The sequence below is a fragment of the Klebsiella scottii genome (assembly GCF_036561945.1).
Lineage (GTDB): Bacteria > Pseudomonadota > Gammaproteobacteria > Enterobacterales > Enterobacteriaceae > Klebsiella > Klebsiella scottii.
This window is the reverse complement of sequence record NZ_JARXNI010000019.1, coordinates 249,817-261,488: the sequence shown is the minus strand read 5'-3', so window position 1 is coordinate 261,488 and position 11,672 is coordinate 249,817. Positions and strand designations below refer to the sequence as shown.

General features: G+C 57.1%; 13 protein-coding genes. 7 read left to right on the top strand and 6 right to left on the bottom strand.

From position 1 onward, the window contains the following. The first annotated feature begins 162 nt into the window (after positions 1 to 162). Positions 163 to 723 (top strand): DsbA family protein, encoded by a 561-nt coding sequence (locus QFI97_RS05000; RefSeq protein WP_095099490.1) that lies wholly within the window; start codon positions 163 to 165, stop codon positions 721 to 723. A gap of 145 nt (positions 724 to 868) precedes the next feature. After that, positions 869 to 1,735 carry a glutathione-dependent disulfide-bond oxidoreductase gene (gene yghU / locus QFI97_RS04995; protein ID WP_095099493.1) on the top strand — a complete coding sequence of 289 codons (867 nt, stop codon included), beginning with the start codon at positions 869 to 871 and terminating at the stop codon, positions 1,733 to 1,735. 34 nt (positions 1,736 to 1,769) lie between these two features. Here yghU and QFI97_RS04990 read toward each other — a convergent pair whose 3' ends face one another. After that, positions 1,770 to 2,057, bottom strand: a complete 288-nt coding sequence (locus tag QFI97_RS04990) for a DUF2623 family protein (protein WP_095099496.1) — start codon at positions 2,055 to 2,057, stop codon at positions 1,770 to 1,772. A gap of 79 nt (positions 2,058 to 2,136) precedes the next feature. Continuing rightward, positions 2,137 to 3,024 carry a YghX family hydrolase gene (yghX, locus tag QFI97_RS04985; protein WP_095099499.1) on the bottom strand — a complete coding sequence of 296 codons (888 nt, stop codon included), beginning with the start codon at positions 3,022 to 3,024 and terminating at the stop codon, positions 2,137 to 2,139. Between the two features lie 147 nt (positions 3,025 to 3,171). Here yghX and mgrA point away from each other — a divergent pair, with 147 nt between their 5' ends. Next, positions 3,172 to 4,212 carry an L-glyceraldehyde 3-phosphate reductase gene (gene mgrA / locus QFI97_RS04980; protein ID WP_095099502.1) on the top strand — a complete coding sequence of 347 codons (1,041 nt, stop codon included), beginning with the start codon at positions 3,172 to 3,174 and terminating at the stop codon, positions 4,210 to 4,212. Between the two features lie 41 nt (positions 4,213 to 4,253). Here mgrA and QFI97_RS04975 read toward each other — a convergent pair whose 3' ends face one another. From QFI97_RS04975 to exbB, 3 genes are all read right to left on the bottom strand, one after another. Next, positions 4,254 to 4,748 carry a TIGR00645 family protein gene (locus QFI97_RS04975; protein WP_041147753.1) on the bottom strand — a complete coding sequence of 165 codons (495 nt, stop codon included), beginning with the start codon at positions 4,746 to 4,748 and terminating at the stop codon, positions 4,254 to 4,256. A gap of 139 nt (positions 4,749 to 4,887) precedes the next feature. Next, positions 4,888 to 5,313: a TonB system transport protein ExbD gene (gene exbD, locus QFI97_RS04970; protein WP_045856883.1), complete on the bottom strand. Its 426-nt coding sequence runs from the start codon at positions 5,311 to 5,313 to the stop codon at positions 4,888 to 4,890. A 6-nt stretch (positions 5,314 to 5,319) separates the two neighbouring features. Next, positions 5,320 to 6,051 (bottom strand): tol-pal system-associated acyl-CoA thioesterase, encoded by a 732-nt coding sequence (gene exbB / locus QFI97_RS04965; protein WP_095099506.1) that lies wholly within the window; start codon positions 6,049 to 6,051, stop codon positions 5,320 to 5,322. 247 nt (positions 6,052 to 6,298) lie between these two features. On the opposite strand from exbB, the gene metC reads away from it, so the two are divergent. Then, on the top strand, positions 6,299 to 7,486 hold the full coding sequence (metC, locus tag QFI97_RS04960; protein ID WP_095099509.1) for a cystathionine beta-lyase: 1,188 nt from the start codon (positions 6,299 to 6,301) through the stop codon (positions 7,484 to 7,486). A 130-nt stretch (positions 7,487 to 7,616) separates the two neighbouring features. Then, positions 7,617 to 8,276 (top strand): DedA family general envelope maintenance protein YghB, encoded by a 660-nt coding sequence (yghB, locus tag QFI97_RS04955; protein WP_095099512.1) that lies wholly within the window; start codon positions 7,617 to 7,619, stop codon positions 8,274 to 8,276. A gap of 53 nt (positions 8,277 to 8,329) precedes the next feature. Here the strand turns inward: yghB and QFI97_RS04950 are convergent, their stop codons facing one another. Further along, positions 8,330 to 9,229 (bottom strand): AraC family transcriptional regulator, encoded by a 900-nt coding sequence (locus QFI97_RS04950; protein WP_095099515.1) that lies wholly within the window; start codon positions 9,227 to 9,229, stop codon positions 8,330 to 8,332. A gap of 196 nt (positions 9,230 to 9,425) precedes the next feature. Between QFI97_RS04950 and yqhD the strand changes: the two genes are divergently transcribed. Both yqhD and dkgA read left to right on the top strand, forming a co-directional pair. Next, positions 9,426 to 10,589, top strand: coding sequence for an alcohol dehydrogenase (yqhD, locus tag QFI97_RS04945; RefSeq protein WP_346430651.1), 1,164 nt, complete (start codon positions 9,426 to 9,428; stop codon positions 10,587 to 10,589). 145 nt (positions 10,590 to 10,734) lie between these two features. Continuing rightward, the gene (dkgA, locus tag QFI97_RS04940) at positions 10,735 to 11,562 is read left to right on the top strand and encodes a 2,5-didehydrogluconate reductase DkgA (protein WP_095099523.1); all 828 of its coding nucleotides are present in this window, start codon (positions 10,735 to 10,737) and stop codon (positions 11,560 to 11,562) included. Positions 11,563 to 11,672 lie beyond the last annotated feature (110 nt).

Genomic DNA, 11,672 nt, shown 5'->3' with positions numbered 1-11,672 from the left:
ATCCTGCCGCAGGCACTTACCAGACAGAGGTGGAATAATGATACCACTCATTCGATTCGCTAATTGTGCCCTTACGGAAAATAACCCTGCGCCGCAGGGCAAAAGTGATATCGTTTATCTGAGATATAACAACAAATCGCGAATTAACGTCAGGAGTTGATTATGAGCACACAACCACATCTGCAAGCACAACCGCTGGTCTGGGGACATGGTCCGCGTACTTTTGAGGTTTTCCTGGAGCCAACCTGCCCGTATTCGGTACGCGCATTCAACAAGCTCGACGACCTGCTCGACGAGGTCGGCGCGGATAACGTGACCATCAAAGTTCGCCTGCAGTCCCAGCCCTGGCATATGTTCTCGGGGGTCATCGTGCGCTGTATTCTGGCGGCCTCCACCCTGCCGCACGGCAGAGAGCAGGCGCATAAGGTGCTGAAAGCGGTTGCCGACCATCGCGAAGAATTCGAATTTACCGACCACTGCAGCGGGCCGAATATGAACGCCACCCCGCAGCAAATTGTTGAGCGTATCGAGCGCTACAGCCACGTTCTGCTTTCCGCCGCGTTCGCCCGCCCGGAGCTGCAGACGGAGATCAAATGGCATAGCAAATATGCGCGCCAGAACGGTATCCACGTGTCGCCGACCTTTATGGTCAACGGGCTGGTGCAGGCGGATCTCGGCAGCGGCGACGATATCAGCGTCTGGGCCGCGCGGATAATGGCCTGATTTAGGGCGCTGCCCCGGCGAGCGTAACGCGGCCGGGGAAGCCGTCCGGGAATATCGGCAGCGGGTGAATAAGCCTCACACTGTTAAATCCTTAATATTCCACCTGCTACACTCCCTGAACACCTCACTACAAAGGCAGACCAGCATGTCAGAGAATAACTACCAACCCCCGAAAGTGTGGGAATGGAAGCAGAACAACGGCGGCGCGTTCGCCAACATCAACCGTCCTGTCTCCGGCGCAACTCATGAACAAGAGCTGCCGGTCGGCTCACATCCGCTTCAGCTCTACTCCCTGGGAACGCCTAACGGCCAGAAGGTGACGATCCTGCTGGAAGAGCTGCTGGCGCTGGGAGTAAGCGATGCGGAATATGACGCCTGGCTGATCCGGATCGGCGAAGGCGATCAGTTCTCAAGCGGCTTTGTTGCGGTGAACCCGAACTCAAAAATCCCTGCGCTGAGCGATCGCTCAACCACGCCGCCAACGCGCGTGTTTGAATCCGGCAGCATTCTGCTTTATCTCGCGGAGAAGTTCGGTTTCTTCCTGCCCAAAGATCCGGCCGGGCGCACCGAAACGCTGAACTGGCTGTTCTGGCTACAGGGCGCGGCGCCGTTCCTCGGCGGCGGTTTTGGCCACTTCTTCAACTACGCGCCGGTGAAAATCGAGTACGCAATCGACCGCTTCACGATGGAAGCCAAGCGCCAGCTCGACGTGCTGGATAAACGGCTCGCCGATAACCGCTACGTTGCCGGAGAAGAGTACACCATCGCCGATATGGCTATCTGGCCGTGGTACGGCAACGTGGTACTCGGTGGCGTCTATAACGCCGCTGAATTCCTCGACGCCGGGAGCTATAAAAACGTCCTGCGCTGGGCGCAGGACGTAGGCAGCCGTCCGGCGGTTCAGCGCGGGCGGATCGTTAACCGCACCAACGGCCCGCTCGACGAACAGCTTCACGAGCGCCATAGCGCCAGCGACTTCGACAGCCAAACGGAAGACAAGCGCCAGGCATAAGGCCACGCCAGCCGAAGGTTTCGGCCTTCGGCTATTAGCGCTCCAGGCGATATCCCGCCATAAAGTAGCGCATCGCAGTGCAGGAACTCCCCTCCTTAAAGAAATCCATAATCATGTTCCGGTCCAGGCCATAGCGACGGGTGAGAATCCCGGCCTCCCACGCGCTAAGCTGGCGATCGCCGGTTTTTTCAAACATCCGCTGAGAATAGCCGAGTACAAACCCGCGCTTATAGTCGGCACAGAAATTCGCGGCGCTGCTGGCGCTGTCAGCCTGAGCCGCCTGCAGCCCGGCCATTAAACCTTTACCAAAATGGTTATCCATCGCTTTCCCCTCAATCGTTATATACAAAATTATATAGCGATTTTTTAAGCAATGGGTAGCGCTATTTCAGCCGATCGCGCTAGCGTAAATACTTCCCGAACCAGTCCAGGGTTCTCTGCCACGCCAGCTCCGCAGCGGCCCGGTCATAGCGCGGCGTGGAGTCATTATGAAATCCGTGATTAACCCCCTGGTAAATATAAGCCTCATAGACCTTATGCTGCGCTTTGAGCGCCTCTTCATAGGACGGCCAGCCCTGATTGATTCCGCTATCGAGGCCGGCGTAGTGCAGCAGCAGCGGCGCCTGAATCTTGTCGACTTCATTGAGCGGCGGCTGTCGGCCGTAGAACGGCACCGCGCAGGCCAGTTCAGGGATCGCCACCGCGGCGGCGTTGCAAACGCCCCCGCCGTAGCAAAAACCGGTGATGCCGACTTTTCCCGTCGCCTGCGGATGCTTCGCCATAAACGCCACCGCGGCAAAAAAGTCGTTCATCAGCTTCACGGGATCGACTTTCTGCTGCAGCTCTCGCCCCTCATCATCATTGCCGGGATAGCCGCCGACGGAGCTCAGGCCATCCGGCGCCAGGGCGATATAGCCCGCCTTCGCTACCCGCCGGGCAACGTCTTCAATATAGGGATTGAGGCCGCGGTTCTCATGTACCACCACCACCGCCGCGGCTTTGCCGGCCATCTTCGTCGGCGTCACCAGGTAAGCGCGCACTTCGCCATGACCGTCCGGAGAGGGATAGTGAATATATTCCGCGCGGATATCCGGGTCGGTAAACGCCACCTGTTCCGCCAGGGCATAGTTCGGTTTCAGCAGGTTAAACAGCGCCAGCGCGGTCATTCCGCCCACGGCATATTTCCCCGCCAGCTGGAGAAACTCGCGTTTGCTGATTTTTCCGTGGGCATAGTAGTCATAGTACTCGAGCAGCTGTTGTGGAAAATCTTTGGCCGTCAGTCGCGTCATCGCATGTTCTCCGTAAGTGAAGGCCCTTTAAGCAAAGCATAAGCTCGCCGGGATGCCAGAAATCTCGCGCAGTGTGATCCAGCAAACGCCTCATCGGCGACTTAGCGTCTAAAGTAGAACGTCGTTTTAAATTAAAAAGGAGAGATCATGTCCTGGTTCGCTAACCCTGGCCGCTACGATCGGATGCAGTATCGCTACTGCGGCAAAAGCGGCCTACAGCTGCCCGCGCTGTCGCTGGGCCTGTGGCATAACTTTAGCCACGGTAACGCGCTGGATGACCAGCGAGCCCTGCTTCGCAAGGCCTTCGATCTGGGCATTACCCATTTTGACCTGGCCAATAACTACGGGCCGCCGCCCGGCAGCGCCGAGGAAAACTTTGGTCGCCTGCTGCGGGAAGAGTTTGCCGCCCACCGTGACGAACTCATTATCTCGACCAAAGCCGGCTATTCCATGTGGCCGGGGCCCTATGGTTCCGGCAGTTCACGAAAATATCTGCTGGCCAGCCTCGACCAGAGCCTGCAGCGCATGGGGCTGGATTACGTCGATATTTTCTATTCTCATCGCGTTGATGAGAACACGCCGATGGAGGAGACCGCCGCAGCGCTGGCGCAGGCGGTGCAGAGCGGTAAGGCCCTGTACGTCGGCATCTCCTCCTATTCGCCGGAACGCACGCAGCAGATGGCCGCGCTTCTGCGCGAGTGGAAAATTCCGCTGCTGATCCATCAACCCTCCTATAACCTGCTTAACCGCTGGGTCGACAGCAGCGGATTGTTGGATACGCTGGAGGAGCACGGCGTAGGCTGCATCGCCTTTACGCCGCTGGCACAGGGCCTGCTGACCGGCAAGTATCTCCAGCAGATCCCGGAAGGTTCGCGAATGTTTTATGAAGGGAAGAGAGATCGTGGCCTGACGGAAAATATGCTCAGCGAGCCAAACGTCCGGAGCCTGCGCCTGCTGCAGGAGATGGCGCACGGCCGCGGTCAGAGCATGGCGCAAATGGCGCTGAGCTGGCTGCTGAAAGACAGCCGGGTGACGTCGGTACTGATTGGTGCCAGCCGTCCGCAGCAGCTAGAAGAGAACGTAAAGGCGCTGGAAAACCTGACTTTCAGCGCCGAAGAGCTGACGCAGATCGACCAGCACGTGGCGGATGGTGAGCTGAATTTGTGGCAGGCTTCGTCGGATAAGTAAATCGCTGGCCCGGTAGCCAAACGCTGCCGGGCAAGCAGGGATCAGTGCTTAACTTTGGTCAGGCGATCGAGATAGCCCATCACAAACGCCGACAGCACGAATGTCAGGTGGATAATGACGTACCACATCAGCTTGTTGTCCGGCACGTTCTTCGCATCCATAAACACCCGCAGCAGGTGGATCGAGGAGATAGCGACGATGGAGGCCGCCACCTTATTTTTCAGCGAGGTGGCGTCCATTTTCCCCAGCCAGCTGAGCTTCTCTTTACCCTCGTTGATATCCAGCTGAGAGACAAAGTTTTCATAACCCGAGAACATCACCATCACCAGCAGACCGCCGACCAGCGTCATATCCACCAGCGACAGCAGGGTAAGAATCAGGTCCGACTCCCCCACGCTGAAGATATGCGGCAGGATGTGGAGAATCTCCTGAAAAAATTTGATCGATAGCGCCACCAGCCCCAGAGAGAGGCCAAAATAAACCGGTGCCAGCAGCCAGCGTGAGGCGTACATGGCATTTTCCAGAAAACGTTCCATAAGACCCTGTAAGTTAAAAAAAACGACCGGCATTATATCGCAACCTGCCAGCGTGAATGCAACATCCCGTCAGCGCGCGGATCGGCAGACATAAAAAAGGCTGGCACAAGGCCAGCCTGGGGAGAGATGTCGGTGAGGGCTACTGCGCTTTAACGGTCTCTTCGCCCACCAGACCAATCTTCAGATAACCCGCCTGATGCAGGGTATCCATGACCTTCATCATCGTCTCATAGTCCACGGTTTTATCCGCGCGGAAGAAGACGGTGGTGTCTTTCTTACCTTCAGTCAGCGTATCCAGCGCGCCGATCATGTTCTCTTCGGTGACCGGATCGTTGCCGAGGAACATGGCTTTATCCGCTTTCACCGACAGATAGATCGGCTTTTCCGGACGCGGCTGCGGCTGGCTGGAGGACGCGGGCAGGTTCACCTTCACATCAACCGTCGCCAGCGGAGCCGCCACCATAAAGATAATCAGCAGCACGAGCATGACGTCGATAAACGGCGTCACGTTAATATCGTGCATTTCGCCGTTATCATCGAGGTTTTCGTTAAAATGCATTGCCATAAAGCATCAACCTACTCGTAATTTCTGCGCGGTACGTACCGGGGAAGTGCCGCTGGCGCTAAGGTCCAGATCGCGGCTTTGCAGCAGCAATACCTGGGCGGCAACGTCGCCGAGGGTGGCTTTGTAGCTGCCGATCATACGGGCGAAGATGTTATAGATAACCACCGCCGGGATAGCGGCGAACAGGCCAATTGCCGTTGCCAGCAGCGCTTCCGCGATGCCAGGCGCGACAACCGCGAGGTTGGTGGTCTGAGTCTGGGCAATGCCGATGAAGCTGTTCATGATGCCCCAGACGGTACCAAACAGGCCGACGAACGGGGAGATGGCGCCAATGGTCGCCAGATAGCCGTTACCGCGGCCCATATAACGACCCACAAACGCCACGCGGCGCTCAAGGCGGAAACCGGTACGTTCTTTAATGCCTTCGTTATCTTCGACGCCGGCCGAAAGCTCCAGCTCGTTTTGCGCTTCATTGATAAGCTGCGTGCTCAGGCTTTTAGGATGGAAAGCGTTGGCGATATCACTGGCCTGATCGAGGGAGCGTGCTTCGCCAAGTAACTGCTGTTCGCGCTTGAGGCGGCGCTTGCTGGAGAGGATTTCCGCACCCTTGCCGAAGAAGATAGCCCATGTGACTATCGACGCCAGAATCAGGCCGATCATCACGACCTTAACGACAATATCGGCATGATGATACATACCCCAAACGGAAAGATCCGCCTGCATCAAATTATTACCCACTCTGAGTCTCCAGGACGTAAATCACAAAATCTGAGCATAATAATATCAAAACGGCATCGAATTGATAGTGGTTCTCATTAGTATTTACACTGTGCAGCAAATCACGTTTATTTTCCTTGCGCTTACGCAGTAAAAAAGTGGCCGCCGGGGATTTGGTAAAATTTTTGCCTGTATCCGCCGTTAGCCGGTACACATCCGGGTATTCATGCTAGTTTAGACGTCCAGACGTATAAAAACAGGCAAAAACATGGCTGACAAACATCTTGATACCGCTCTGGTCCACGCCGGGCGCAGTAAAAAATATACCTTAGGATCGGTAAACAGCGTGATTCAGCGCGCTTCATCGCTGGTATTCGATACCGTCGAAGATAAGAAACATGCCACCCGCAACCGGGCGAAAGGCGAGCTGTTTTACGGCCGCCGCGGCACGCTGACCCACTTCTCGCTGCAGGAAGCCATGTGCGAGCTGGAAGGCGGCGCCGGCTGCGCCCTGTTCCCCTGCGGCGCGGCGGCGGTGGCCAATACGATTCTGGCGTTTGTTGAGCAGGGCGACCACGTTCTGATGACCAATACCGCCTATGAGCCGAGCCAGGATTTTAGTACCAAAGTGCTTGCCAGACTCGGCGTGAGCACCGGCTGGTTCGATCCGCTGATTGGCGCCGATATCGCCCGTCTGGTCCAGCCGAATACCCGCGTGGTATTTCTCGAATCTCCGGGGTCGATAACTATGGAGGTCCACGATGTTCCGGCGATCGTCGCGGCCGTGCGCAGCGTTGCCCCGGAAGCGATCATCATGATCGACAACACCTGGGCGGCAGGCGTGCTGTTCAGGGCGCTGGATTTCGGCGTCGATATCTCTATTCAGGCCGGCACCAAATACCTGATTGGCCACTCCGATGCGATGGTCGGCACCGCGGTCGCCAACGCGCGCTGCTGGGACCAGCTGCGTGAGAACGCCTATCTGATGGGGCAGATGCTCGACGCGGATACCGCCTATATGACCAGCCGCGGCCTGCGCACCCTCGGCGTGCGCCTGCGTCAGCACCACGAGAGCAGCCTGCGCATCGCCGAATGGCTGGCGCAGCACCCGCAGGTGGCGCGGGTCAACCATCCAGCGCTGCCGGGCAGCAAAGGGCATGAGTTCTGGAAGCGCGACTTTACCGGCAGCAGCGGTCTGTTCTCGTTTATTCTCAATAAGCGGCTGAACGATGCCGAGCTGTCCGCTTATCTGGACAACTTCAGCCTGTTCAGCATGGCCTACTCCTGGGGCGGGTTTGAATCGCTGATCCTGGCTAACCAGCCGGAGCACATCGCCGCCATCCGTCCTGAGGCTGAAGTCGATTTCAGCGGCACGCTGATCCGCGTCCATATCGGTTTAGAAAATGTTGACGATCTGTTGGCGGATTTAGCGGCGGGCTTCGCGCGTATCGTGTAAAGTGACAGCCAGTGGCAATAATTGCGGACGTTCTGTTAGAGGCGGCCGCTTTTGTTGCGCCCGGGATCAAGGTGTTCGGGCCTCTTCAGGAGTACACTAGTCAAAAATACGGTACCACTTAGGAAAGTCCATGGTTGTTATTCAAGAGATTGTCGCCGCGCTCTGGCAACATGATTTTGCCGCATTGGCGAACCCTCACGTTGTGGGCGTTGTATATCTGGTCATGTTCGCGACCCTGTTTCTCGAGAACGGTCTGCTGCCGGCCTCATTTTTACCCGGTGACAGCCTGCTGCTGCTCGCCGGCGCGCTGATTGCTAAAGGCGTCATGGACTTTGTGCCCACCCTCGCCATTCTGACGACGGCGGCCAGCCTCGGCTGCTGGCTGAGCTATGTCCAGGGGCGCTGGCTCGGCAATACCGAGACCGTTAAGGGCTGGCTTTCCCATCTGCCGCAAAAATATCATCAGCGTGCGACCTGCATGTTTGATAAGCATGGGCTGCTGGCCCTGCTGGCCGGGCGTTTCCTGGCCTTTGTGCGCACCCTGCTGCCAACAATGGCCGGTATTTCCGGGCTCTCCAACCGCCGCTTCCAGTTCTTCAACTGGCTCAGCGCGCTGCTGTGGGTCGGCGTGGTTACCGGACTCGGATATGCGCTGAGCATGATCCCTTTCGTCAAGCGCCACGAAGATCAGGTGATGACCTGCCTGATGATCCTGCCTATCGCTCTGCTGGTTGCCGGCCTGCTGGGTACGCTGGTGGTGGTCATTAAGAAAAAGTTCTGCAGCGCCTGATTGACCTTCCCGGGAGGGCGCCGGCGCGCCTTCCCCGGAGCGTACGCTTCCTGTCACATCCCCTGAATCGTTCTGATCCGCGCCGCATCTTCGCCCGGCGTCATGCCAAAATAGCGCTTAAACTCCCGGCTGAACTGCGACGCGCTTTCGTAGCCTACGCGCATCGCCGCCGCGCTGGCCTTCATCCCGTCGTGGATCATCAGCATCCGCGCTTTATGCAGGCGATAGCTTTTCAGATACTGCAGCGGTGATGTGCTGGTGACCGATTTAAAATTGTGATGAAACGCCGAGACGCTCATGTTGGCCTCTGCCGCCAGCTGATCGACGCTCAGGTTCTCGGTGTACTGGCTTTCAATGCGCTTGAGGACGCGGCTGATCAGGCTGAAGTGGGTTTGCCGGCTCACCAGCGCCAGCAGCGCCCCGCCGCACGGCCCGGTCAGCACGTAGTAAAGCATCTCGCGAATAATCTGTTTGCCCAGAATGCGCGCATCCAGCGGCCGCTCCATCACGTCCAGCAGCCGTTCAGCGGCGCACAAAATCTCCTCAGAGAGCGCCGCCGAGTTGATTCCGCTCGATGCCACCGCGGGCTGGAAGCGCTCATCCTCGCCAATATCCATCAGCAGCTCCTGCAGCTGCAGAATATCAACGTTCAGCCGTAGCCCCGCCAGCGGAACCTCCGGCGTCGCGAAGGTCTCGCACTCAAACGGCAGCGGTACCGTCAGCAGCAGATATTCATTGGTGTCGTAACGAAAAGTCCGCTCATTTATGTAACCAATTTTATGACCCGAAAAGAGAAAAACGATGCCTGGCTGATACATCACCGGCGTGCGCGTTCCCGGCTGCGTGCCGTACAATAACCGAATATCAGGCAGGAGTTCGCTGAGTTTTTCTTCGTTATTTTTCAGATTGTTAACCTTTTCAGTTAGCAGCTGACATATCTGGGAACGCTTCATTTACGGTGACTCTCCAGTCGTTTTTTCACGACTTCATTGTGCGCATTCCGCAGCTTTTTCTCCAGCCCCACGGAGAAATGGGCAAGACATCGGCAGGAATGTGCATTGAGGGGAACGGATGAGGGGACCACAATGTCCGTCATCTGGCCGGGATATCTTCTCTGCCGGCAGTTTTCTCTTATTGAGGTGATGAGCAATGAACAATTTCGATCTGTATACCCCAACCCGTATCCTCTTTGGTAAAGGTGCCATCGAAAACCTGCGCGATCAAATCCCGGCGGGAGCCCGTATTCTGGTCACCTACGGCGGCGGCAGCGTGAAAAAAACCGGCGTGCTGGATCAGGCCCTGAGCGCGCTCAGCGATTTTGAGGTGCTGGAATTCGGCGGTATTGAACCGAACCCATCCTACGAAACGCTGATGAACGCGGTCAAAATTGCCCGTGAACAGCAGATCACCTTCCTGCTGGCGGTTGGCGGCGGTTCCGTGCTCGACGGGACGAAATTTATCGCGGCCGCCGCGCATTATGATGAAAGCGTCGATCCGTGGGAAATCCTCGAAACCTACGGTAAAAATGTCAAAAGCGCCATCCCGATGGGTTCCGTGCTGACGCTGCCGGCGACCGGCTCCGAGTCCAATAAAGGTGCCGTAGTTTCACGTAAAACCACCGGGGACAAGCGCGCCTTTATGTCTTCCCACGTGCAGCCGGTGTTTGCGATTCTCGATCCGGTCTACACCTACACCCTGCCTCCGCGTCAGGTTGCCAACGGCGTGGTTGACGCATTTGTCCATACCGTTGAGCAGTACGTAACCTATCCGGTTGATGGCAAAATCCAGGACCGCTTTGCCGAAGGCATCCTGCTGACCCTGATCGAAGATGGCCCGAAAGCGCTGAAAGAGCCGGAAAACTACGACGTGCGCGCCAACATTATGTGGGCCGCGACCCAGGCGTTAAACGGCCTGATCGGCGCCGGCGTTCCGCAGGACTGGGCAACGCATATGCTGGGACATGAGCTCACCGCCATGCACGGCCTTGACCATGCCCAGACTCTGGCCATTGTTCTGCCGGTGCTGTGGAATGAAAAACGCGATACCAAACGCGCTAAGCTGCTGCAATACGCCGCCCGCGTGTGGAATATCACCGAAGGTCCTGAAGATGAGCGTATCGACGCGGCTATCGCCGCAACGCGCAATTTCTTCGAGCAGCTCGGCGTACCGACTCGCCTGAGCGGCTACGGTCTTGACGGTAGCTCCATCCCGGCGCTGTTGGCTAAACTGGAAGAGCACGGTATGACTCAGCTCGGTGAAAACCAGGATATCACTCTCGACGTCAGCCGCCGTATTTACGAGGCTGCACGCTAATTCTCCCCTGCTGATACGCCCTCTCCTTCGGGTCATCGGACGCGAAGGAGAGGAGTTTAACTACCGTTTTTAGCTATTTCGTCCAGACTTAATGCTACCCCTTAGCGAAATGTACCCCGCTAAGTTTCATTAACAGGAGGAAGGCATGACACATCCAACCGTGATAAAACTGCACGACGGCAACCTGATGCCACAGCTGGGCCTCGGCGTGTGGAAAGCAGGCAACGAGGAGGTCGTCTCCGCCATTCACAAGGCGCTGGAAGTCGGTTATCGCTCTTTTGACACCGCCGCCGCGTACCAAAACGAAGCCGGCGTCGGCAGCGCGCTGAGCCAGGCTGACGTCCCTCGCGATGAGCTGTTTATCACCACCAAGCTATGGAACGACGATCAAAAACGCCCGCACGAAGCGCTGCAGGAGAGCCTGAACAAGCTGCAGCTCGACTACGTCGATTTGTATTTAATGCACTGGCCGGTTCCGGCGATCGACCATTTTGTTGAAGCCTGGAAGGGCATGATTGAGCTCCAAAAACAGGGGCTGGCAAAAAGCATTGGCGTCTGTAATTTCCAGGTCCACCATCTGCAGCGGCTGCTCGATGAAACCGGCGTGGTACCGGTTATTAATCAGGTCGAACTCCATCCCCTGCTGCAACAGCGCCAGCTGCACGCCTGGAACGCGACGCACAAAATCCAGACCGAATCCTGGAGCCCGCTGGCTCAGGGGGGCGAAGGCGTATTCGATCAGAAAATCGTCCGCGAGCTGGCCGATAAGTACGGCAAGACGCCGGCGCAGATTGTGATCCGTTGGCATCTCGATAACGGCCTGGTGGTGATCCCTAAATCGGTGACCCCTTCGCGTATCGTGGAGAACTTTAACGTCTGGGACTTCCGTCTCGATAAAGACGAACTGGGAGCAATGGCGAAGCTGGATATTAACAAGCGCCTCGGGCCAGACCCTGACCAGTTTGGCGGTTAACCTTCCTTCCTGACCGCAGGGCGGTTTTTCGGTTATCCCGGACGGTGGCGCAGCGGCCGCCCTCTCCGGGCAACCTCATCCCTTTACTCCATCACCCCGGCAAGCCCTGT

What these genes read in the sequence shown, in the direction of transcription:
- QFI97_RS05000 (WP_095099490.1), top strand. Translation starts at nt 163, where the DNA reads ATGAGCACACAACCACATCTGCAAGCACAACCGCTGGTCTGGGGACAT.
- yghU (WP_095099493.1), top strand. Translation starts at nt 869, where the DNA reads ATGTCAGAGAATAACTACCAACCCCCGAAAGTGTGGGAATGGAAGCAG.
- QFI97_RS04990 (WP_095099496.1), bottom strand. Translation starts at nt 2,057, where the DNA reads ATGGATAACCATTTTGGTAAAGGTTTAATGGCCGGGCTGCAGGCGGCT.
- yghX (WP_095099499.1), bottom strand. Translation starts at nt 3,024, where the DNA reads ATGACGCGACTGACGGCCAAAGATTTTCCACAACAGCTGCTCGAGTAC.
- mgrA (WP_095099502.1), top strand. Translation starts at nt 3,172, where the DNA reads ATGTCCTGGTTCGCTAACCCTGGCCGCTACGATCGGATGCAGTATCGC.
- QFI97_RS04975 (WP_041147753.1), bottom strand. Translation starts at nt 4,748, where the DNA reads ATGGAACGTTTTCTGGAAAATGCCATGTACGCCTCACGCTGGCTGCTG.
- exbD (WP_045856883.1), bottom strand. Translation starts at nt 5,313, where the DNA reads ATGGCAATGCATTTTAACGAAAACCTCGATGATAACGGCGAAATGCAC.
- metC (WP_095099509.1), top strand. Translation starts at nt 6,299, where the DNA reads ATGGCTGACAAACATCTTGATACCGCTCTGGTCCACGCCGGGCGCAGT.
- yghB (WP_095099512.1), top strand. Translation starts at nt 7,617, where the DNA reads ATGGTTGTTATTCAAGAGATTGTCGCCGCGCTCTGGCAACATGATTTT.
- QFI97_RS04950 (WP_095099515.1), bottom strand. Translation starts at nt 9,229, where the DNA reads ATGAAGCGTTCCCAGATATGTCAGCTGCTAACTGAAAAGGTTAACAAT.
- yqhD (WP_346430651.1), top strand. Translation starts at nt 9,426, where the DNA reads ATGAACAATTTCGATCTGTATACCCCAACCCGTATCCTCTTTGGTAAA.
- dkgA (WP_095099523.1), top strand. Translation starts at nt 10,735, where the DNA reads ATGACACATCCAACCGTGATAAAACTGCACGACGGCAACCTGATGCCA.